The sequence below is a fragment of the Chromobacterium sp. Ag138 genome (assembly GCF_055181315.1).
In genome coordinates, this window is the sequence record NZ_JBUPWA010000001.1 from 3,497,735 (window position 1) to 3,518,289 (window position 20,555).

17 protein-coding genes are annotated in these 20,555 nt (G+C 67.2%); 7 read left to right on the forward strand and 10 right to left on the reverse strand.

The window, feature by feature from the left end; genetic code table 11:
• Positions 1–33 precede the first annotated feature (33 nt).
• Positions 34–870, reverse strand: a complete 837-nt coding sequence (locus ACY3GB_RS16280; protein WP_463089665.1) for a sulfurtransferase — start codon at positions 868–870, stop codon at positions 34–36.
• Positions 871–1,074: 204 nt separating this feature from the next.
• Here ACY3GB_RS16280 and ACY3GB_RS16285 point away from each other — a divergent pair, with 204 nt between their 5' ends.
• Positions 1,075–2,724: a methyl-accepting chemotaxis protein gene (locus ACY3GB_RS16285; RefSeq protein WP_052717429.1), complete on the forward strand. Its 1,650-nt coding sequence runs from the start codon at positions 1,075–1,077 to the stop codon at positions 2,722–2,724.
• Between the two features lie 12 nt (positions 2,725–2,736).
• Here the strand turns inward: ACY3GB_RS16285 and ACY3GB_RS16290 are convergent, their stop codons facing one another.
• Positions 2,737–3,138 carry an HIT family protein gene (locus ACY3GB_RS16290; RefSeq protein WP_463089666.1) on the reverse strand — a complete coding sequence of 134 codons (402 nt, stop codon included), beginning with the start codon at positions 3,136–3,138 and terminating at the stop codon, positions 2,737–2,739.
• 164 nt (positions 3,139–3,302) lie between these two features.
• Between ACY3GB_RS16290 and paeA the strand changes: the two genes are divergently transcribed.
• The 3 genes from paeA (at position 3,303) to ACY3GB_RS16305 (ending at position 6,888) form a co-directional block, all read left to right on the forward strand.
• Positions 3,303–4,619, forward strand: a complete 1,317-nt coding sequence (paeA, locus tag ACY3GB_RS16295) for a polyamine export protein PaeA (RefSeq protein WP_463089667.1) — start codon at positions 3,303–3,305, stop codon at positions 4,617–4,619.
• A gap of 133 nt (positions 4,620–4,752) precedes the next feature.
• Entirely contained in the window at positions 4,753–4,998 is a 246-nt protein-coding gene (locus ACY3GB_RS16300) for a hypothetical protein (protein ID WP_011137787.1), read from the forward strand.
• Positions 4,999–5,268: 270 nt separating this feature from the next.
• Positions 5,269–6,888, forward strand: coding sequence for a glycosyl hydrolase family 18 protein (locus tag ACY3GB_RS16305; protein WP_463089668.1), 1,620 nt, complete (start codon positions 5,269–5,271; stop codon positions 6,886–6,888).
• Between the two features lie 60 nt (positions 6,889–6,948).
• Here ACY3GB_RS16305 and ACY3GB_RS16310 read toward each other — a convergent pair whose 3' ends face one another.
• The 6 genes from ACY3GB_RS16310 to ACY3GB_RS16335 form a co-directional block, all read right to left on the reverse strand.
• Positions 6,949–7,473, reverse strand: a complete 525-nt coding sequence (locus ACY3GB_RS16310; protein WP_463089669.1) for a cysteine hydrolase family protein — start codon at positions 7,471–7,473, stop codon at positions 6,949–6,951.
• A 39-nt stretch (positions 7,474–7,512) separates the two neighbouring features.
• Entirely contained in the window at positions 7,513–8,484 is a 972-nt protein-coding gene (locus tag ACY3GB_RS16315; RefSeq protein WP_463089670.1) for a D-2-hydroxyacid dehydrogenase family protein, read from the reverse strand.
• A gap of 40 nt (positions 8,485–8,524) precedes the next feature.
• Complete coding sequence (locus tag ACY3GB_RS16320; protein WP_463089671.1) at positions 8,525–10,003, reverse strand: sensor domain-containing diguanylate cyclase; 1,479 nt, start codon at positions 10,001–10,003, stop codon at positions 8,525–8,527.
• A gap of 65 nt (positions 10,004–10,068) precedes the next feature.
• Positions 10,069–11,169 carry a DNA polymerase III subunit beta gene (gene dnaN / locus ACY3GB_RS16325; RefSeq protein WP_463089672.1) on the reverse strand — a complete coding sequence of 367 codons (1,101 nt, stop codon included), beginning with the start codon at positions 11,167–11,169 and terminating at the stop codon, positions 10,069–10,071.
• A 66-nt stretch (positions 11,170–11,235) separates the two neighbouring features.
• Entirely contained in the window at positions 11,236–12,030 is a 795-nt protein-coding gene (locus ACY3GB_RS16330) for a MerR family transcriptional regulator (RefSeq protein WP_463089673.1), read from the reverse strand.
• A 99-nt stretch (positions 12,031–12,129) separates the two neighbouring features.
• Positions 12,130–15,984 (reverse strand): DUF3683 domain-containing protein, encoded by a 3,855-nt coding sequence (locus tag ACY3GB_RS16335; protein WP_463089674.1) that lies wholly within the window; start codon positions 15,982–15,984, stop codon positions 12,130–12,132.
• Between the two features lie 313 nt (positions 15,985–16,297).
• Between ACY3GB_RS16335 and ACY3GB_RS16340 the strand changes: the two genes are divergently transcribed.
• The 3 genes from ACY3GB_RS16340 to ACY3GB_RS16350 are packed head-to-tail and all read left to right on the forward strand — an operon-like array spanning position 16,298 to position 18,258.
• Positions 16,298–16,903 (forward strand): LemA family protein, encoded by a 606-nt coding sequence (locus ACY3GB_RS16340; RefSeq protein WP_463089675.1) that lies wholly within the window; start codon positions 16,298–16,300, stop codon positions 16,901–16,903.
• A gap of 1 nt (position 16,904) precedes the next feature.
• Positions 16,905–17,753: a TPM domain-containing protein gene (locus ACY3GB_RS16345; RefSeq protein ID WP_463089676.1), complete on the forward strand. Its 849-nt coding sequence runs from the start codon at positions 16,905–16,907 to the stop codon at positions 17,751–17,753.
• Between the two features lies 1 nt (position 17,754).
• Positions 17,755–18,258, forward strand: coding sequence for a TPM domain-containing protein (locus ACY3GB_RS16350; RefSeq protein WP_463089677.1), 504 nt, complete (start codon positions 17,755–17,757; stop codon positions 18,256–18,258).
• A gap of 14 nt (positions 18,259–18,272) precedes the next feature.
• On the opposite strand, the gene pdxA is transcribed toward ACY3GB_RS16350, so the two are convergent.
• A complete protein-coding gene (pdxA, locus tag ACY3GB_RS16355; protein WP_463089678.1) occupies positions 18,273–19,259 on the reverse strand; it encodes a 4-hydroxythreonine-4-phosphate dehydrogenase PdxA in 987 nt (328 codons plus the stop codon).
• On the reverse strand, positions 19,259–20,548 hold the full coding sequence (locus ACY3GB_RS16360) for a peptidylprolyl isomerase (protein WP_463089679.1): 1,290 nt from the start codon (positions 20,546–20,548) through the stop codon (positions 19,259–19,261). Before ACY3GB_RS16360 ends, pdxA begins: the two co-directional genes overlap by 1 nt.
• Between the last annotated feature and the right edge of the window lie 7 nt (positions 20,549–20,555).

Here is a 20,555-nt window from a genome sequence, read left to right on the forward strand (position 1 = left end):
GCCTGGCCGGGCTTTTTTCTTATGCGGAGGCGTTCAGCGCGCGACCGGCCGCGCCGGGTCGCTGCACCATTCGCTCCAGGAGCCGGGATAGAGCCGGCTGCCGGGAAGGCCGGCGATCTCCATCGCCAGCAGGTTGTGGCAGGCGGTGACGCCGGAGCCGCACTGGTGGACGATGGCGGCGGGATCGAAGCCCTCGCCCAGCAGCGCCTCCCACTCGGCGCGCAGCCGCGCCGCCGGCTTGTAGCGGCCGGCGTCCAGATTGTCCATGAAGAAGCGGTTGGCGGCGCCGGGAATGTGGCCGCCGACCGGGTCTATCGTCTCGCCCACGCCGCGGAAGCGTTCCGGACTGCGGGCGTCCACCACCGTGAACGCTGGTTCGTCCAGGTTGGCCAGCACCGCGCCGGCATCCACGGATTGTTGCAGCGAGCGGCGGATGGGGAAGCGGCAGGGACGGCGCTGCGGCGGCTCCGCGTCCACCGCGCCGCCGGCGGCCAACCAGGCGGCGAAGCCGCCGTCCAGCACCGCGACCTTGTCGTGCCCCAGCCAGCGCAGCAGCCACCAGGCGCGCGCCGCGTACTGTCCCGTCCCGTCGTCGTAGGCTACTACTTGCGTATTCTCTCCCACGCCCAGCGCGCCCAAGTCCACCGCCAGCCGCTGGCCGTCCGGCAGCGGATGGCGGCCGTTCTGGCCGTTCTTGCTGCCGGACAGGTGGTAATCGAGGTGCAGGTAGTGGGCTCCGGGGATATGGCCCTGTTCGTAGGCGGCGTGGCCGTAGTCGGGATTGTCCAGCTGGAAGCGGCAGTCCAGCACGATCAGCGATTCGCCAGGTTCGTCCATCAGCTGCTGGCAGGAAATCAGCGTGGTGTACATTTCTCGGCCTTGGTATCGAAGAAGCGTCCAGCCTATGGTTATCACAACGGCTTTGGCAAGTCCGGCCTGTCCGTAGGTCCGGGATTGGCGGCGGGGCGGGGAATTTTCACAGTCCGAATAAATTAGTATTAGTATCAAATCGATATTGAATTTATCAGCGTAAAATTTCAAAAAACGCATAAACCAAGCGGAGACGGGGAAGTCATGTTGAGTCAATTTTCCATAGGCCAGCGCATCGCGGCTCTGGCGGGGGCCCTGCTGTTGGCGGTGGGCGTGGTGGGCGGCGTAGGCTGGTGGTCGATGGACAAGATCAACCGCGAGCTGACGGCGCTGTTCGACCAGAAGATCGCGTTCCGGCATCAGATGGACGATCTGCAGCGGACCATGCTGCACATCCGCCAGGATGAGAAGAACGTTTTCATCAGCATCGGCAATCCGGCCAATTCCGACCAGAGCATCCAGACCAACAAGCAGCTGCTGGACAAGCACATCGGCGATTTCAAGACCGGCGTGGCCAAGGCCAAGGGCATGGCGATGGCGGCGGACCACCAGGGCGAGTTCGACGGCATGCTGGACGGCATCGCAGGCTACGAGCAGGGCATGAGCGGCCTGTACCAGAAGATATCGGCCGGCGAGATCGCGGCCGCCAATATCGGCGACGCCGGCATCGCATCGTTCAAACCCAAGCTGTACGCGGCGCGCGACGCGCTGGACAAGCTGAGCAAGCTGGCGGACGACAGCGCGCAGCAGGCGGAGGACAGCCTGGAGACCAGCATGTCGCGCACGCAGCAGGGCATGCTGACGGTGCTGTTGCTGGCGCTGCTGGTCGGCGTCGCGCTGGCCTGGGTGATCGTGCGTTCGATCACCGCGCCGCTGCGGGCGATGCAGGACAGCATGCGCCACGCCGCCGAGCATAACGATCTGACCATTGCGGTGGACCAGACCGGCCGCGACGAGGTCAGCGAGACCGGCCGCGCGCTGGCCCAGCTGCTGGCCAATTTGCGCGCCTTCATCGGCCAGACCCGCGACGACGCGAAGCAGGTCAACGACACCGCGCACGCGCTGTCCGAGGTGTCGCGCCGCATCGCCGAGGCATCCAGGGTGCAGACCGACGCCTCTTCGTCCACCGCAGCCGCGGTGGAGCAGATGACGGTCAGCATCAACCTGGTGGCCGAGCACGCGACGGAAATGGCCAGCGAGGCCAAGAGCAGCATGAGCGCGGCGGTCAGCGGCAGCGAGACGGCGGGCGAGACCGCCGGCCAGATGCAGGAGATCGCGCGGGTGATCGGCCGCTCGGAAACCATCATCAGCGGCCTGAACCAGCGCTCGGACGAAATCGGCAACATCGTCGACGTGATCCACGACATCGCCGAGCAGACCAATCTGCTGGCCTTGAACGCGGCGATCGAAGCGGCGCGCGCCGGAGAGATGGGCCGAGGCTTCGCGGTGGTGGCGGACGAGGTGCGCAAGCTGGCCGAGCGCACCGCCCAAGCCACCGGCGAGATTTCCGAGAAGATCCAGGCGGTGCAGGGCGACACCTCCACCGCGGCGGCCAGCATGCGCGAGGCGGCGGAGCGGGTGTCCAGCGGCGTGGAGCTCAGCGGACGCTTGAGCGAAAGGCTGGAGCAGATCCGGACGCTGTCGGCCGGCCTGCTGGACAAGACCAGCGAAATCGCCGCGGCGATGCGCGAGCAGAGCACCGCCAGCAACGAGGCGGCGAAGAACGTGGAGCGCATCGCCAATATGGGTTCGGAAAACGGCCAGTCGGTGGAGTCGTCGTCGGCGATGGCCAATCAGCTGTCGGGACTGGCCCACGGCCTGGACGAGGCGATCAGCCGCTTCCGCACCGCTTAAGACAGAGGGCGGTCAGCCGGCCCGCAGCGCCTGGCGCAGCCGGTCGGCCAGGTCCGGCCAGGCGCGCGCCGGCGCTTCGCGGCGCGGCGCGGCCCAGATCGGGCTGGGGAAGTGGGCGTCGTCGTCGAAACGGGGAATCACGTGCCAGTGCAGGTGGGGCACCACATTGCCCAGGCTGGCCAGGTTGATCTTGGCCGGTTGCATGACCTGGCGGATGGCCGCCTCGGCGCGCCACACCCAGTCCATCAGGCGCAGGCGCTCGTCGGCTGCGAGGTCGGTCATCTCCTTGGCGTGCGCTTTCCACACCACGCGGCAGAATCCCGGGTAGCCGGGCTCGTCCACCAGCACCACCCACAGTTCGTCGTTTTGGTACAGCAGATCGCCGGCGGGCTGCCGGCACAGTTCGCAGCTCATGTCTTCGCTCCCGATGAAATGGCCCGATTGTACGCGCGGCGGACGCCGGCGGGGCGGTGGGCGAAAACGGCTCTGTTATACTGGACATCAAATCCATGCGTTCAGTCTCGCGAATCGGGTGGTCTTATTCGCGGCGCAGCGCCAGCACTTGTTCGGGACTTATCGTGAGCCTTGCAAACAATCTTTCCATCATTCTTCTGCTGATCGCCGCCAGCGCCTTTTTCTCGGTGTCGGAGATTTCGCTGGCCGCCGCGCGCAAGATCAAGCTCAGGCTGCTGGCCGAGGAAGGCAACGTCAACGCCGAGCGGGTGCTGGAGCTGCAGCAGCAGCCCGGCCATTTCTTCACCGTGGTGCAGATCGGCCTGAACGCGGTGGCCATCCTGGCCGGCATCCTGGGCGAAGCGGCGTTCACGCCCTACTTCGCCGCGATGCTGCATGTGGTGACGCCGGCTGGCTGGGTCGAGCACCTGAGCTTCGTCCTGTCCTTTCTGAGCGTGACTTCGTTGTTCGTGCTGTTCGCCGACCTGATGCCGAAGCGGCTGGGCATGGTGGCGCCGGAGCGCATCGCGCTGTTGGTGGTGCGGCCGATGCTGTTCTGCGTGCGGGTGTTCCGGCCGCTGGTGTGGCTGTTCAACGGCCTGGCCAACGTGTTCTTCCGCATGCTGGGCGTGCCGACCGCGCGGCCGGAAGACCTGACCCCGGCCGACCTGCTGGCGATGATGGATGCCGGCGCCGAGGCCGGCGTGCTGCAGCAGCGGGAACACCACCTGATCGAAAACGTGTTCGAGCTGGAAAGCCGCACCGTGCCGTCGTCGATGACCGCGCGCGAAAGCATCGTCTACTTCACGCTGCACGAGGATGAAACCAGCATCAAGCAGAAGATCGCCGAGCATCCGCACACCAAGTTTCTGGTTTGCGACGGCGTGATCGATTCGGTGATCGGCTATGTCGACTCCAAGGACATCCTGATGCGGCTGATCAACCAGCAGAGCCTGTCGATGAAGCGCGAGCTGACGATACGCAGCGTGCTGATCATTCCGGACACGCTGACCCTGTCCGAGCTGCTGGAGCGCTTCAAGGCCTCGCGCGAGGACTTCGCGGTGGTGATGAACGAGTACGCGCTGGTGGTGGGCGTGATCACCCTGAACGATCTGATGAGCACGGTGATGGGCGACCTGGTCAACCAGTTCCAGGAGGAGCAGATCGTCCGCCGCGACGACCGTTCCTGGCTGGTGGACGGCGCCACGCCGGTGGAGGACGTGCTGCGGGCGCTGGACATCGAATCCTTCCCCGACGACGAAAACTACGAAACCATCGCGGGTTTCATGATGTACATGCTGCGCCGGATTCCCAAGCGCACCGACAGCGTGGAATTCGAGGGCTACAAGTTCGAGGTGGTGGACATCGACAACTACCGGATCGACCAGCTGCTGGTGACGCTGGTCCCGCCCCTGCAAGCCGAAGGCGAGTCCGCCCGCTGACATTACGATTGGTTACACCCGCTTACACAGGCCTCACAGACGGGATGGGGCGGCCTGCCTACTATGGGTTCAAGGGCGCAGAAAACAGCGCCCCAGAAACAGAATCCTTACACTCGTATTCGGGAGCATGACCATGAAAAAACTGACCGCCCTCCTGCTGGCCGCCGCTCTGGGCCTGGGTTCCGCCGCCACCTACGCCGCCGACGCCTCCGCGCCGGCCGCCAAGGCCGCCGCTCCGGCCAAGCATCACAAGCATCACAAGAAGCACCACGCCAAGAAGGCCAGTTCGGCTCCGGCCGCGCAAAAGGCGCAAGCCGCCAAGAAGCACGGCAAGCACCACCATCACAAGAAGCATCACCACGTGAAGAAAGCGGCCTGATCGGCCGGGTCATCTCCGGATGTGAGACAAAGGAGGCTTAAGGCCTCCTTTTTATTTTTGCTCTCTTTTTGAAGATTCTGTTGTATATCTGTCATTCAGTATCAGTAAAAACTGTACTAAATGACAGATGGTTTGGTCTGTTCTTGAATTTGGGTCTGGATATTCGATTCTGATACCAATGTAATACCACATGAGACGCTCATGTTTGGTGTGCGCATAGGCAGAGCGAATCTCTCCGCCGTTCACTCAATCAAGAAGAGGAGAACCACAATGATGCCATTTCCGTTGTCGCGCGCGCTGCTGGCAGTCGGCGCCGCCTTCGCGTTGTCCCAAGCGGTCTGGGCCGCGCCGTCTTGCTCGCCGTGGGCCACCGGCAAAGTCTATAACGCCGGCGACTACGCCACCTTCAACGGCAAGACCTGGCGCGCCAGCTGGTGGACCCAGGGCGAGCAGCCGGGCAGCAGCCAGTGGGGCGCCTGGCAGGAGCGTCCGGCCAGCGAATGCGTGCCCGATGGCGGCGATCCGGGCACGCCGGGCAACCCCGGCAGCGGCGTGCCGCCCGAGCCCAAGCCCACCGTCGGCCGCCATGTCGGCTCCTACTTCGCCCAGTGGGGCATCTACGATCGCAACTACAAGGTCGCCAACCTGGTGAAGTCCGGCGGCGACAAGCAGCTGACCTTCCTCAACTACGCGTTCGGCAATGTCTACGCCGACGGCAAGTGCGGCATGGTCACCCGCGCCGAGAACGGCAACGGCGACGGCGGCGACGCTTGGGCCGATTACCAGCGCTCTTTCGCCGCCAACGAGTCGGTGGACGGCAAGGCCGACAGCTGGAACGATCCGCTGCGCGGCAATTTCAACCAGCTGCGCAAGCTGAAGCTGGCCAATCCCTCGCTGAAGGTATTGATCTCGCTGGGCGGCTGGACCTGGTCGAAGAACTTCGGCAAGTTCGCCGCCACCGACGCCGGCCGCAAGGCGATGGTCAGCTCGTGCATCGACCTCTACATCAAGGGCAACCTGCCGGTGGGCGAAAGCGCCGGCGGGCAAGCCGCGGCGCTCGGCGTGTTCGACGGCTTCGACATCGATTGGGAATACCCGGGCGGCGGCGGCCTGCCGACCAATACCGTCGACCCCAACGACAAGCAGAACTACACGCTGCTGATGGCGGAATTCCGCAACCAGCTGAACGCGCTGTCCACGGCCAACAAGCGCCGCTACTACCTGACGGTGGCGATCGGCTCCGGCGTCGACAAGATCCGCAACACCGAGCCGGACAAGTACAGCGCCTATCTCGACTGGATCAACGTGATGACCTACGACTTCCACGGCGGCTGGGACGCCAAGGGGCCGACCAACTTCCAGTCCAATCTCTACCGCGATCCGGCCGCGCCGGTGACCGGCGACCAGGTTTATTACAACGTCGACGACGCGGTGAAGACCCTGGTGGGCGCCGGCGTGCCGCGCGCCAAGATCAACGTCGGCCTGCCGTTCTACGGCCGCGGCTGGGCCGGCGTCGCCGCCGGTCCGAAGGGCGACGGCCTGTACCAGGTGGCCACCGGTCCGGCCAAGGGCACTTACGAGCAGGGCATCGAGGATTACCGCATTCTGGTGACTCGCAGCGCCAAACAGTTCAACAGCCCGGTGGCCAAGCAGCTGTGGACCTACGACGGCAACGAGTTCTGGAGCTACGACGATCCGGCCACCATCCGCGGCAAGCTCGACTACGTGCGTTCGCAGCAGCTGGGCGGCGTGTTCAGCTGGTCGCTGGACGGCGACGACGCGCAGGCGACCTTGCTGAAGACCAGCGCCGAGGTGAGGCTGGACGCGGCGACCGCCGCCCAGCGCCGCGCGGCCGCCGCGGCGGCGAAAGCCAGGGCGGTGAAGAAGTAAGCGGGCGCGGATGAGAAAACGGCGGGGCATGCCCCGCCGTTTTTCATGGCCTGCCGGGATTCACAGCTCGGCCGCCGGCAGCACCCGCAGCGGTTGCGGCGTGGCGCTGGAGGCTTGCCAGACGGCGTTGAAATGGTCGATCACCTGCTCGGCGCTGAGGGCGAAGGCGCTGAGCGTGGTATGGCCGTCGGCGATCACGGTGGCTTGGTAGCCGCGCGACACCGCGTTGCGCAGCGTGCTGTCGACGCAGAAATCGGTGGCGGCGCCGCCTATCCACAGCTTGCTCGCGCCGCGCGACGACAGCAGTTGCGCCAGATCGGTGTCGCAGAAGCTGTCGCCGTAGCGCTTGTAGACGATGGCGTCGCCGTCCTGCCGCGCCAGCCGGGGATGCAGCTGCCAGGCGTCGGAACCGCGCGGCAGGTCGTCCTCCTCGTGCTGGACGAAGATCACCGGCATGCCGCGCTGGCGGGCCTTGGCGATGGCTAGGTTGAGGTTGTCGAGCACGGCGTCGAGGCGGGCGGCGCGAAGCTCGCCTTCGACGACGCCGGCTTGTACATCGATGATCAGCAGCGCGGTATCGGACATGTTTGCTCTCCGGCAGGTGTGGGAAAAGGGTGGGCGGCCTCAGGCCAGGGCTTCCGGGTTCAGCACATGCGACGCGTCGCCCTCGAAGAAGCGCAGCGCGTTGCGGTAGGCGATCTCCAGATACTGGCGGTAGCTGTCGGCCTCGGCGTAGCCCAGATGCGGCGTGCACAGCACGTTGGGGCGGCGCAGCAGCGGATGGCCGGCGTCGTAGATCGGTTCCTGCTCGAACACGTCGAGCGCGGCGAAGCCGGGGCGGCCGGCGTCCAGCGCCGCTTCCAGCGCGCCGGGCGCGATCAGTTCGGCGCGGCTGGTGTTGACCAGCAGCGCGTCTGGCTTCATCGCCGAGAGGTCGGCGCGGGTCACATTGCCGGCGGTGGCGGGGAGCAGCCTCTGGTGCAGGGTGACGATGTCGGCGTCGGCGAAGAAGGCCTCGCGGCTGGCGGCGGCCCGGTAGCCCAGCGCCAGCGCTTCCTCGCGGGCGCGCTCGCTGCCCCAGACCAGGATCTCCATGTCGAAGGCGCGGCCGTAGCCGGCCACCAGCTTGCCGATCTTGCCGAAGCCGAGAATGCCCAGCGTCTGGCCACGCACCACATGGCCCACCGGACCCTGCCAGCGGCCTGCGCGCAGGCTGGCCATGTTCTCCTCCAGCCGGCGGCGCGCCGCCATGATCAGCAGCCAGGCCAGCTCCGCCGGCGCGTGCGGCGAGCCGCTGCCTTCCACCACCGCGACGCCGGCGTGGGTGCAGGCGTCCACGTCGATGTTGCGGGCGAGCTTGCCGGTCTGGCTGACCAGCTTCAACGCCGGCATCCGCGCCAGCAGCGCGGCGTCCACCACGGTGCGTTCGCGGATCAGCAGCAGGGCGTCGGTTGCGGCCAGGACGGCGTCCGCGTCCGGCTGCCGGGACAGGTCGCCGACGCTGGCGCAGCGGTAGCCGGGGTCCTGGCGCAGTTCGACCAGTTCGGGGCCGATGTTCTGGTAGTCGTCGGGGATCAGCAGCTGGATGGCGGGCATGGGCGGACTTCGCGATCAAAGTCCACAGTATAAGCATTTATCATGCGATGGGCTCGTCCAGCGGATGGTAGGGCTGGGCATGGCAGACGCGGTTGCGGCCGCCTAGTTTGGCGGCGTACAGCGCGAGGTCGGCGCGGGCGACGGCGGCTTCCAGCGTTTCCGGCGGCAGCCACTGGCACAGGCCGATGCTGATGGTCACCGTCAGCCGCTGGCCGGAGGCGCTCATCATGTGATGGGCGACGATGCTGCGCAGACGCTCGGCCAGCGCGTCGTCGTCGCCGTGGCTGTGGACCAGCACCACGAACTCCTCGCCGCCCCAGCGTATCAGCAGGTCGCCGCCGCGCAGCTGCGAGCGCAGCAGGTCGGCGATCTCGCGCAGCACCTGGTCGCCGACCTGGTGGCCGTGCTTGTCGTTGACCTGCTTGAAATGGTCGATGTCTATCATCAGCAGCTGCGGCTCGGCGCTGGCGCGTTCGCAGGCGCGCAGCCAGCCGGGCAGCAGGTCCAGGAAGGCCAGCCGGTTCAGGCAGCCGGTCAGCGGGTCGGTGGTGGCCAGCTGTCGCATCCGCCGCTGGTGGTGCTGCAAGGTGGCCAGCACCGCGATCAGCACCAGCAGCAGAATGGTGCTGTTGATGGCCAGATTGACCTGCAGCGCGGCGTGCAGCGGCTGCAGCGCGTGGGTTTCGTTCTGCTCCACCAGCAAATGCCAGCCCAGCTCGGGCAGCAGGCGAGTGGTCAGCAGGTAGCGGTTGCCGTCGCGGCTGTACTCCAGCTTGCGCGGCTCGGTGCCGCCGGCGAGGATGGCGTCGGTCAGCTGGGCCAGGCCCGGCAGGTCGCGCAGCTTGCGCTGCCCGGCGCCGGCGCTGTCCAGCACGATGCGGCCGCCATGGTCGATGAAGTAGATGCGGCGCTGGAAACGCCGCTCATGCGCGGCCAGCTGCGCGCTCAGCTCGGCCTGGGGCAGACCGACGCCGATCACGCCCAGCAGCTTGCCCTGGCCATCGACGATGCGGTGGTTGATGAACAGCGTGGTCTTGCCGCCATTGGTCATGTCCTCGTCCAGCGCGATGTCGTAGGCGTCGCTCTGGGCGATCTGGAGGCTGCGGAAATACCAGCGGTCTTCGGGATCGGCCGGCGAAACGGTCTTCAGCACGCCGCCGGCGTAGTAGTAGCGCCGGCTGTTTTCCGACACCAGGAAGCTGCCGGTGATGCCGTAGCGGCCGTTGATGGCCGCCAGGTAGCGCGCGGCGCGGCCAGCGTCCTGCTCGCCGTCCTTCAGCCAGTCCTGCAGAAAGGTGTCGTTGGCCATCAGCGACGCCACCGACAACGGTCGCAGGATGCTTTTGTCTATCTCGGAAAAGATGGTGTCGCCGGTCAGCGGCAGCCCTTGTTCGACGATGCCCTGGCGGATGTCCTGGCTGCCCTGCCGATAGTACAGGCCGGCATTGACGATGATGCCGGCCAGCAACAGCAGGGCGACGATGATGGCCAGGCGATAACGAGACAATGGGCCAGACACGGCTACCCTTCCGAATGGCAAAATCGCGGATCGTAATATGAAGATAGGCGTTGCGAGGCCGCGCGTCAGCCACGAAGCGGCATGGCCAGGTATTGGAAGTGCGGATCGTCGGGGTTGGTGACCAGCATGCCGCGCTGATCGCCGCCCAGGCCGAAGCGCAGATGCTCGGCCGGCACATGGGTCAGCACGTCCTGCAGGTATTGCAGATTGAAGCTGGCGTCGAGCGGCGGGCCCTGCCAGTCGGTCGGCAGCGTCTCCTCCGCCTCTTCGCGGTCGGCGTTGCGGCAGCGCAGCGCCAGCTGGCCGGGACGTATCGCCAGCTCCAGCTGGCGGAACTTGGCGTGCGCCAGCACCGCCACCCGTTGCACCGCTTCCAGCAGCGGCAGGCGCGGCAGCGTCAGCTCGCAGTCGTGGCGCTCCGGCAATAGGCGCAGATAGTCCGGCGCGCGGGCGTCCAGCAGCTTGCAGCGCAGCAGGGTGTCGCCGATCGCGCAGGCCAGTTGCCGCGCGCCGGGCTCCAGCAGGACAGGAGCGTCCCGATCGCCCAGCAGCTTGGCCAGTTCCAGCGCCGCCTTGCGCGGCAGCAGCAGCGTTCTTCCCGGCTGGATGTCAGGCAGCGGGTAGCGCTGGCAAGCCAAGCGCACGCCGTCGGAGGCGATCAGCCGCAGCTCGCCGCCGTCCCGTTGCAGCAGCAGGGCGTTGAGGTAGGGGCGGATGTCGTTGTCCGCCAGCGCGTAAAGGATCTGGCCCAGCTTGCGTTTCAGCTCGCCCTGCTCCAGCCGCAGCGGGGCCGCGGTGTCGGCATCGGCCTCCAGCAACGGGAAGTCGTCGGCCGGCAGCGTCTGCAGCAGGAAGCGGCTGCCGGCGGCCAGCAACAGCAGTTGGCCGCCATGCCGCTTCAGCTGCAGCTCGCAACCGGCGGGCAGCGCGCGCAGGATGTCCAGCAGCTTGCGCGCCGGCAGGCATAGGCGGAACGGCGTGTCGGTCGGGACGGCCCGACGGCTTCGCAGCTGGATCTCCAGATCGCTGGCGGTCAGCGCCAGGTTTTGGCCGTCGGCTTCCAGCAGCGCGTGCGACAGGATGGGCAGCGCGTGGCGGCGCGGCGCCACGCCGCTGACGATGGAAAGCGGCGCGAGCAGAGTGTCGCGGTCGGTGCGAAGCAGCATGGCTGGGTTCTCCGGAGTGGCGGACCCGGCAATTTATCACATCGTGCTATGCGAATGGCTTATTCGTCAGCGGATCGGGATGTACAGCTCGGTCAGCGAATCGGGATGGCCGGGCGCGATGAAGCGCTGGTCCATGTATTCGAATTCGATGCCGTCCACCGCTTCCAGGCCGGCCGCCGGCAGCCAGCTGCCGTGGATGGCGCGGAAGGTGGCGGGCAGGCCGTCCACCGGGCCGACGTGGCGGAAGCGGGCGTAGCGCTGGGCGGGCACGTCGACCGCCGCCATGCCGTCCGGCACCGGCGCGTCCGCCGCCGCCTGCAAGGCGGCGAGGTAGCGCCAGCCGCCGTCGGGCAGCGGTTGGCACAGGCCGTAGCTGCTGCCGGGGCGGGCATCGGCGATTTCGTGCTCGCGTTCTAGGAAACGCTGCCACATGGCCGGGATGTCGCCCTCGTCCTGGGGGCTCCAGGCGAGGCCGATGACGCGGAAGGCGGGCAGGTCGATGATGTCGGGCGTTTGCATGGCGGTCTGGCTCCATTCGGGTTGGTCGAGTCGGCGCTCGATGCGCGCGATCCGCTCGCGCCGCGTTTCGATCTCATCCCGCAGCCGCGCCGCATGCCCGCGCAGCGCGCGGCGCAGGGCCGCGTCGTCGGCGGGCAGCAGCTTGGCGATCTCGTCCAGCGGCAGGCCCAGGTCGCGCAGCATGACGATGCGGCCCAGCTCCGCCACCTGCGCCGGCAGGTAATAGCGGTAGCCGTTGTCGCGCCCGGTCAGCGCCGGGCGGAACAGGCCGATGCTGTCGTAGTGGCGCAGCGTCTTGGTGCTGAGGCCGTAGCAGCGGGCCAGTTGTCCGATGGTGAGCATGAGTCGAAACGCGTCGTGGCGGATGGAGCCAGTCTGGACCTTGCCGTAGCGGCAAGGTCAAGCCCCGGCCTTTCCTGGACGGAAGGGCCGGGGGCAAAGTTACAACAGCACTCTTTCGATGCCGCCGTCGCGGGCGCGGGCCACGTATTCCGGCAGCCAGTTCTCGCCCAGCAGGTGGCGGGCGATTTCCACCACGATGTAGTCGGCTTCGGTGCCGGTGTCGTCGTTGTAGCGCGACAGGCCCTGCAGGCAGGACGGGCAGGAGGTGAGGATCTTCACCGGCTTGGCCGGCGGCTGGCCGCCGGTCAGCGCCTGCAGATTGCCGCGGATCTCCTCCTCCTTGCGCGCGCGCACCTGGGTGGCGATGTCGGGCCGGCTGGCGGCGAAGGTGCCGGCCTCGCCGCAGCAGCGGTCGGACAGCGGCACGCCGCCGCCCATCAGCTCGTTGACCACCTTCAGCGGCTGGTGAGTCTTCATCGGCGTGTGGCAGGGGTCGTGGTACAGGTACTGCTGGCCCTGGATGCCGTCCAGCTTGACGCCTTTTTCCATCAGGTATTCGTGGATGTCGATCACGCGGCAGCCGGGGAAGATGTCCTCGAAGCGATAGTGCGCCAACTGGTCGAAGCAGGTGCCGCAGCTGACCACCACGGTCTTGATGTCCAGGTAGTTCAGCGTGTTGGCGACGCGGTGGAACAGCACGCGGTTCTCGGTGGTGATGGCGTCACCCTTGTCCTGGTAGCCGGCGCTGGTCTGCGGATAACCGCAGCACAGATAGCCCGGCGGCAGCACCGTCTGCGCGCCGACGTGCCACAGCATCGCCTGGGTGGCGAGCCCCACCTGGCTGAACAGCCGCTCCGAGCCGCAGCCGGGGAAGTAGAACACCGCCTCGGCGTCCTCCGCCGCCTTGGGGTTGCGGATCACCGGCACGATGTGCGGATCCTCCACGTCCAGCAGCGCGCGCGCGGTCTTCTTCGGCAGCCCGCCCGGCATCGGCCGGTTGATGAAGTGGATCACCTGCTCCTTCACCGGGGCCGGGCCGACGGTGGCCGGCGGCTGTTTCTTCTGGCCGCCGATCAGGCCCAGCCGCTTGCCGACCTGGTTGCCCAAGCGCTGCGCCTTGTAGCCGACGCCGACCAGGCCGGCGCGTATGGTCTTGATCGTCGCCGGGTCCTTGGCGGTGAGGAAGGCCATGCCCAGCGCGGTGCCGGGATTGAATTTCTTCTGGCCGGCCTTGCGCAGGAAATTGCGCATCGCCACCGACACGTCGCCGAAATCGATCTTCACCGGGCAGGGCTTGACGCAGCGGTGGCAGACCGTGCAGTGGTCGGCGACGTCGGACAGTTCTTCGAAATGCTTGAGGCTGACGCCGCGGCGGGTCTGCTCCTCGTACAGGAAGGCCTCGGTCAGCAGGCCGACGCCGAGGATCTTGTTGCGCGGGCTGTACAGCAGGTTGGCGCGCGGCACGTGGGTGGAGCACACCGGCTTGCACTTGCCGCAGCGCAGGCAGTCCTTGATCGAGTCGTTGATCGCGCCGATGTCGGACTGCTCCAGGATCAGCGATTCCGCGCCCAACAGCGAGAACGACGGCGTGTAGGCCAGGCGCAGGTCGGCGCCGGGCAGCAGCTTGCCGCGGTTGAAGTGGCCGTTCGGGTCCACCAGTTCCTTGTAGACGCGGAATGGGGCGATCTCGTCTTCGCTGAGGAATTCCAGCTTGGTGATGCCGATGCCGTGCTCGCCGGAGATCACGCCGCCCAGCCGCCGCGCCAGCGCCATGATGCGCTCCACCGCGTGGTGGGCGGTCTGCAGCATCCGGTAGTTGTCGGAGTTGACCGGCAGGTTGGTGTGCACGTTGCCGTCGCCGGCGTGCATGTGCAGCGCGACGAACACCCGGCCGCGCAGCACGTGCTTCTGCAGCTCGAGGATGGCGGCGCGGATGCCGGCGGCGGCGTTGCCGGAGAAGATCTGCTCCAGCTCGGCCAGCACTTCGCGTTTCCAGCTGACGCGCAGCGCGAAGTCGCGCAGCGCGTGGAACACGGTGTCCGGCCGCGCGGCCGCGTCTTCCAGCGGCGCGTCCGGCCAGCGGGCCGCGTACTCGTGGAAGTGCGCGTCCATGTGGTCGAGCAGCCACTGCCAGCGGTCGCGGTGCACCGCCAGCAGCGACAGCGCGGCGGCGCGCCGGTCGCCGATCAGCTCTTCCGACGGCAGGTTGGTGTCCATCTTGTCCACCGGCAGCCGGCCGTGGAAGTACTCGGTCAGGGTGTCCAGCAGCTCGATCTTGTTGGCGATCGACAGCTCGATGTTGATGCGCTCGATGCCGTCGCTGTAGTCGCCCAGGCGCGGCAGCGGGATCACCACGTCCTCGTTGATCTTGAAGGCGTTGGTGTGCTTGGCGATGGCCGCGGTGCGGCTGCGGTCCAGCCAGAAGGTCTTGCGCGCTTCCGGCGTCACCGCGATGAAACCCTCGCCGTGGCGGGCGTTGGCGATGCGCACCACCTGGCTGGCGGCCTCGGCGGCGGCGTTCTCGTCGTCGGAGACGATGTCGGCGATCAGCACCATCTTCGGCCGGCCCTTGCTCTTGGCCTTGGTGGCGTAGCCGACCGCGCGCACGTAGCGCCAGTCCAGGTGTTCCAGGCCGGCCAGCTGCACGCCGGCGGCCAGACAGGCGCCGCCGGGCTTGAACAGGTCGGTGATCTCGACGATGGCCGGCGTGGCCTCGGCCACGGTGCCGAAGAACTCCAGGCAGACGGTGCGGGTATGGCCCGGCATCCGGTGCAGCACGAAGCGGGCGCTGGTGATGATGCCGTCGCAGCCTTCCTTCTGCACGCCGGGCAGGCCGGCCAGGAATTTGTCGGTGACGTCCTTGCCCAGGCCCACCTTGCGGAAGGCGCTGCCGGGAATGACCAGCTCGCGGCTTTCCTCCACGGTCTTGCCGTCGTCGGCCAGCCGCGATACGCGGAAGCGCGCCTCGGCCACGTCGTGGATCTTGCCGTAGTTGTGGCCGATGCGCTCCACCAGCTGCCAGCGGCCGTCCGGGTCCACCATCTTCCAGCTGGCCAGGTTGTCCAGCGTGGTGCCCCACAGCACGGCTTTCTTGCCGCCGGCGTTCATGGCGATGTTGCCGCCGATACAGGAGGCCTCGGCCGAGGTGGGGTCCACCGCGAACACCAGGCCGGCGGCCGACGCCGCTTCGGACACGCGGGCGGTGACCACGCCGGCGCCGCAATGGATGGTGGCGCGCTTGCCCGTGAGGCCCGGCAGCTCTATATGTTCCACGCCCAGGTGGCGGTCCAGCTTTTCGGTGTTGATCACCGCGCTCATCCGGTCCAGCGGCACCGCGCCGCCGGTGTAGCCGGTGCCGCCGCCGCGCGGGATAATGGTCAGCCCGAGCTCGATGCAGGCGCGCACCAGCGGCGCCATCTCGGCCTCGCTGTCCGGGCTCAGCACCACGAACGGGTATTCCACGCGCCAGTCGGTGGCGTCGGTGACGTGGGCGACGCGGGACAGGCCGTCGAACTGGATATTGTCGCGGCGGGTCAGCCGGGTCAGCTTCTTCAGCACCCGGGCGCGCAGCTCGCGGGTTTCATCGAACTGGCGGGCGAACTCGTCCACCGCCTCGCGGGCGGCGGCGATCATCCGCTGCACCTTGTCGTTGCCGTCGCGGCGCCTCTCGATTTCGGTCAGCCGGTGGCGCATCGCCTCCACCAGCGCGGCCAGCCGCTTGGGATTGTCCAGCAGGTCGTCCACCAGGTAGGGATTGCGGTCCACCACCCAGATGTCGCCCAGGACTTCGAACAGCATCCGCGCCGAGCGGCCGGTTTTGCGCGCGCCGCGCAATTCGTCCAGCAATTGCCACATCGACTCGCCCAACAGGCGGATCACGATCTCGCGGTCGGAATACGAGGTGTAGTTGTACGGGATCTCCCGCAGGCGTTGTTCGCTGGTGATGGCTGTCATTTGTCCGCAAGCTGGGTTTTATTAGAGGAGTGTCTGCCAGTTTAACGTAATTGCTGCGATGCGAAAAATACGAGTTGAATAGGGTTTTTTCTTCTTTAGATCAAGATATTGCCGGCTGGCATGAGACGCGCTCATGAGAATCGGGCTGGATATTTTATTCACGGGGGATGACTGGCCTGGCTGCCGCAGCTTGTCATTTTATGCCGCGAATCGCCATGTTCATGAGTTTTTCGATTGCCGGCGCGCCGCCGTTTTTCGGTTAAGCTATCGGTTTTGGACGCTTCCTTGCGGAGCGTTTCGCACTATCGAGAGGATGACGATCATGTGGAAGAAACTGTTGCTGGTCTTCACGCTGGCGGCCGCGCTGAGCGGCTGCGGCTACAACGCGATGCAGTCCCAGGACGAAGCGGCCAACGCCGCCTGGTCCGAAGTGCTGAACCAGTACCAACGCCGCGCCGACCTGATTCCCAACCTGGTGAAGACGGTGCAGGGCTACGCCAAGCACGAGAAAGACGTGCTGACCCAGGTGACCGAGGCGCGCGCCCGCGTCGGCAGCATCCAGATGGACGCGGCGGCGGCCACCGACGAGAACAAGCTCAAACAGTTTTCCGCCGCGCAGAACCAGCTGGGCTCGGCCTTGTCCCGCCTGCTGGTGGTGTCGGAAAACTACCCGCAGCTGAAGGCCGACCAGTCGTTCCGCGACCTGCAGGCGCAATTGGAAGGCACCGAGAACCGTATCGCGCTGGCGCGCAAACGCTATATCGATTCGGTGCAGGCCTATAACGTCACCGTGCGCAGCTTCCCCAACAACCTGACCGCGATGATGTTCAGCCTGAAGACCCGGCCCAATTTCACCGTGGAGAACGAGAAGGCGATCTCCGCGCCGCCGCAGGTGAACTTCGACCAGCAAGGCAAGTGAGATGAGCCGCGCATGGGCCTGGCTGTGGCTCGCGCTGTGCCTGCTGGCGGGCGCGGCCCGGGCCGAGCTGGCGGTGCCGCCGCCGACCTCGCCGGTGATCGACCAGGCGGCCTTCCTGACTGACGCCGAGCGCGGCGAGCTGGAGAAGCAGCTGCTGGATTTCCACCAGCGCAAGGGCAGCCAGCTGGCGGTGCTGATCGTGCCGGCTGTCGACCCGGAAACGCCGTTCGATTACGGCACCCGGGTAATGGACAGCTGGAAGCTGGGGCGCAAGGGCGTGGACGACGGCGCGCTGCTGCTGATCGTCGCCGATTCGCACCAGACCCAGCTGCTGGTCGGGCGCGGGCTGGAGGGCGCGATTCCGGACATCTACGCCAAGCGCATCCTGCAGGACACCTTGCGGCCGCTGTTCAAGCAAGGCCTGCGCTTCCAGGGCCTCCAGGCGGCGACGGCGCAGATCGAGGGCCTGATAGACGGCGAGAAGCTGCCTGAGCCGGCCAGGCCAGCCGCCCAAGGCGGCGGCTGGGCCGACAGCTGGCCATTGCTGGCCTTCTTCCTGCTGATCGGCTCCGGCGTGGCCGGCAAGCTGTTCGGCCGGCTGGTGGGCAGCTTCATCATCGGCTGCCTCAGCATCGGCCTGTCGGTGGTGCTGGGCGCCGGCGTGATGATGGCCTTGCTGATCGGCGCGGTGGCCGCCGGCCTGTGCCTGGTCTTGGGCGAGCATGGCCTGTCGCTGGCCAGCTGGGGCAATTGGGGCGGAGGTGGCGGGGGAGGCTCCGGCTCCGGCGGCAGCGGATGGTCGGGCGGCGGCGGAGATTTCGGTGGCGGCGGCGCTTCGGGAGATTGGTGAAATGAATCGATGGCAACGCGCATGGCGCCACCTGTGCAGCACCGGCTGGCAGGCGCGGCGGCAATTCCCGGCGGCGCAACTGACGCGGCTGGAGCGGCGGATCGCCGAGTCGGAGCGGGCGCACCGCGGGCAATTGCGCTTCGTGGTGGAATCGGCGCTGGACTGGCGCGCCGCCTGGCGCGGCATGAGCGCGCGCCAGCGGGCGCTGCAGTGGTTCGGCGAGCTGAGAGTGTGGGACACCGAAGAGAACACCGGCGTGCTGGTGTACCTGCTGCTGGCCGAGCGGCGGATAGAAATCATCGCCGACCGGGGCATCAACCGCCGGGTGGCGGCCGGCGAGTGGGCCGATATCTGCGCCGAGATGCAGCGGGCCTTCGCCGCCCGCGACCACGTGGCGGGGCTGGAGCTGGGACTGAGCCGAATCCACGAGGTGCTGCTGAAGCACGCGCCGCGGGACGGCGAGCCCTTCGTCAACGAGCTGCCGGACCAGGTGGTGGTGCGCTGAGCGGCGCGGCGAGATCAGCGGCGCGACGAGCCTTGCGCCAGCTGCGCCGCCAGCCGCACCGCCTCGATCAGGCTGCCCGGATCGGCGCGGCCGGTGGCGGCCAGGTCCAGCGCGGTGCCGTGGTCGACCGAGGTGCGGACGATCGGCAGGCCCAGCGTGATGTTGACGCCGGCGCCGAAGCTGGCGTGTTTCAGCACCGGCAGGCCCTGGTCGTGGTACATCGCCAGCACCGCGTCGGCTTGCGCCAGCTTGTCGGGATTGAACAGCGTGTCGGCCGGCAGCGGGCCGACCAGATCGATGCCTTCGGCGCGCAGCGCGTCCAGCGCCGGCTCGATGACGTCGATTTCCTCGCGGCCCATATGGCCGCTCTCGCCGGCGTGCGGGTTGAGGCCGGCCACCAGGATGTGCGGCGCGGCGATGCCGAATTTGCCGGCCAGGTCGGCGTGCAGGATGCGGATCACTTCGAACAGCAGCGGCGCGGTGATGGCGTCGGCGACTTCGCGCAGCGGCAAATGGGTGGTGGCCAGCGCGACGCGCATGCCGCCGCCTGCCAGCATCATCACCACTTTCCGGGTTCCGGTGCGTTCGGCCAGGTATTCGGTGTGGCCGGTGAATGGCACCCCGGCCTCGTTGATCACGCCCTTGTGCACCGGCGCGGTGACCATCGCGGCGAATTCGCCAGCCACGCAGCCGTCTATCGCCGCGTCCAGCGTGGCCAGCACGTAGCGTCCGTTGGCTGGATTCAGTCGGCCGGCTTCCGCGGGTTCGGCCAAGGGCACGTGCAGCACCTCCAGCGCGCCGGCGGGCGCCGGCTGGCCGGGGCGGTAGTCGGCCAGTTCCACGTCCAGGCCCAGCGCCGCGGCGCGCCCGGCCAGCAGGCCGCGGTCGACGACCGCCACGCAGCGGGCCTCCGGCGCCAGTTCCGGCAGCCGCAGGACCAGATCGGGGCCGATGCCGGCCGGTTCTCCGGCGGTGACGGCCAGAACGGGCCGGCTAGCCATCACTTCTCGTCCAGGTGTTCTTCGACGAAGGCGGAATCGCGCAGCTGGCGCACCCAGTCGGTGTAGGCCTGCTCCATCTTGCGCGAGCGGATCTGCTGCTTGACCGCCATCTTCTCGTGGTCGCTGGACACGTCCTGGTTGCGCTTGCCTTCGACCAGGATCAGGTGCCAGCCGAACGGCGTGCGCACCGGCTGCGACACCTGGCCGATCGGTTGCGACACCATCACCTTCTCGAATTCCGGCACCAGGTCGCCCAGGTTCACCCAGCCCAGGTCGCCGCCCTTGGAATTGCTGCCGTCTTCCGAGTACAGCTTCGCCATGTCGGCGAACTTGGCGCCGCGCATGATGCGGTCGCGCACCTGGTCGATGCGGGCCTTGGCGTCGGCTTCGGATACCGCCTCGTTGGTGCGGATCAGGATGTGGCGCGGGTGATACTGCTCCACCATCATCGGCGCGCCGCCGCTGCGCTTGTCCACCAGCTTGAAGATGAAAAAGCCTTGCTGGGTGCGGATCACGTCGGTGTCGGCGCCGACTTTCAGCTGCTCCAGCAATTGGACGAACTCCTGCGGCAGCGAGGTGGCGCTGCGCCAGCCCATGTCGCCGCCCTTCAGCGCGTTGGGCGCGTCGGAGTAGGCGGCGGATACTTTGGCGAAGGGCTGGCCGGCGGCGAGGTCGGCCTGGGCCTTGTGCACCTTTTGCGACAACAGCTCGATCTGCTTGGCGTCGGCGCGCTCTGGCACCGCGACCAGGATGCTGGCCAGGTGGTATTCGGTGCGGTTGGCGCTCTGCGCGCTCTTCAGCGCCTGATCCACTTCGTTGTCGCTGACGTTGACGCGGGAGGCCACTTCGCTGTCGCGCAGGCGGGAGATGGTCAGTTCGCGGCGGATGTCGCCGCGCAGGCGGTCCATCGTGATGCCGTCCTTGGCCAACTGGGCTTTCAGGCCGGCTTCGCTCAGCTTGTTCTGCTTGGCGAGGTTGGCCACGGCTTGATCGACCGCGGCGTCCTCGATGCGCAGGCCGCCGCTGGCCGCGTATTGCAGCTGGACTTCCTCGGTGATCATCTGCTCCAGCACCTGGCGCTCCAGCACCTCGCGCGGCGGCGGGGCCACCTTTTGCGATTCCAGCTGTTTGATCGCTTCGTCCACGCGCGCCTGCAGTTCTTGCCAGGTGATCACGTTCTTGTTGACCACGGCGACGATGCGATCCACTTCTCGTACCGGGGTGGCGGGGGCCGCCAGCGCGCTTTGCATGACGCTGGCGATCAACAGGGCAAGCAGGGTCTTTTTCATGGTCAGG

What these genes read in the sequence shown, in the direction of transcription:
- ACY3GB_RS16280 (WP_463089665.1), bottom strand. Translation starts at nt 870, where the DNA reads ATGTACACCACGCTGATTTCCTGCCAGCAGCTGATGGACGAACCTGGC.
- ACY3GB_RS16285 (WP_052717429.1), top strand. Translation starts at nt 1,075, where the DNA reads ATGTTGAGTCAATTTTCCATAGGCCAGCGCATCGCGGCTCTGGCGGGG.
- ACY3GB_RS16290 (WP_463089666.1), bottom strand. Translation starts at nt 3,138, where the DNA reads ATGAGCTGCGAACTGTGCCGGCAGCCCGCCGGCGATCTGCTGTACCAA.
- ACY3GB_RS16300 (WP_011137787.1), top strand. Translation starts at nt 4,753, where the DNA reads ATGAAAAAACTGACCGCCCTCCTGCTGGCCGCCGCTCTGGGCCTGGGT.
- ACY3GB_RS16305 (WP_463089668.1), top strand. Translation starts at nt 5,269, where the DNA reads ATGATGCCATTTCCGTTGTCGCGCGCGCTGCTGGCAGTCGGCGCCGCC.
- ACY3GB_RS16310 (WP_463089669.1), bottom strand. Translation starts at nt 7,473, where the DNA reads ATGTCCGATACCGCGCTGCTGATCATCGATGTACAAGCCGGCGTCGTC.
- ACY3GB_RS16315 (WP_463089670.1), bottom strand. Translation starts at nt 8,484, where the DNA reads ATGCCCGCCATCCAGCTGCTGATCCCCGACGACTACCAGAACATCGGC.
- dnaN (WP_463089672.1), bottom strand. Translation starts at nt 11,169, where the DNA reads ATGCTGCTTCGCACCGACCGCGACACTCTGCTCGCGCCGCTTTCCATC.
- ACY3GB_RS16330 (WP_463089673.1), bottom strand. Translation starts at nt 12,030, where the DNA reads ATGCTCACCATCGGACAACTGGCCCGCTGCTACGGCCTCAGCACCAAG.
- ACY3GB_RS16335 (WP_463089674.1), bottom strand. Translation starts at nt 15,984, where the DNA reads ATGACAGCCATCACCAGCGAACAACGCCTGCGGGAGATCCCGTACAAC.
- ACY3GB_RS16340 (WP_463089675.1), top strand. Translation starts at nt 16,298, where the DNA reads ATGACGATCATGTGGAAGAAACTGTTGCTGGTCTTCACGCTGGCGGCC.
- ACY3GB_RS16345 (WP_463089676.1), top strand. Translation starts at nt 16,905, where the DNA reads ATGAGCCGCGCATGGGCCTGGCTGTGGCTCGCGCTGTGCCTGCTGGCG.
- ACY3GB_RS16350 (WP_463089677.1), top strand. Translation starts at nt 17,755, where the DNA reads ATGAATCGATGGCAACGCGCATGGCGCCACCTGTGCAGCACCGGCTGG.
- pdxA (WP_463089678.1), bottom strand. Translation starts at nt 19,259, where the DNA reads ATGGCTAGCCGGCCCGTTCTGGCCGTCACCGCCGGAGAACCGGCCGGC.
- ACY3GB_RS16360 (WP_463089679.1), bottom strand. Translation starts at nt 20,548, where the DNA reads ATGAAAAAGACCCTGCTTGCCCTGTTGATCGCCAGCGTCATGCAAAGC.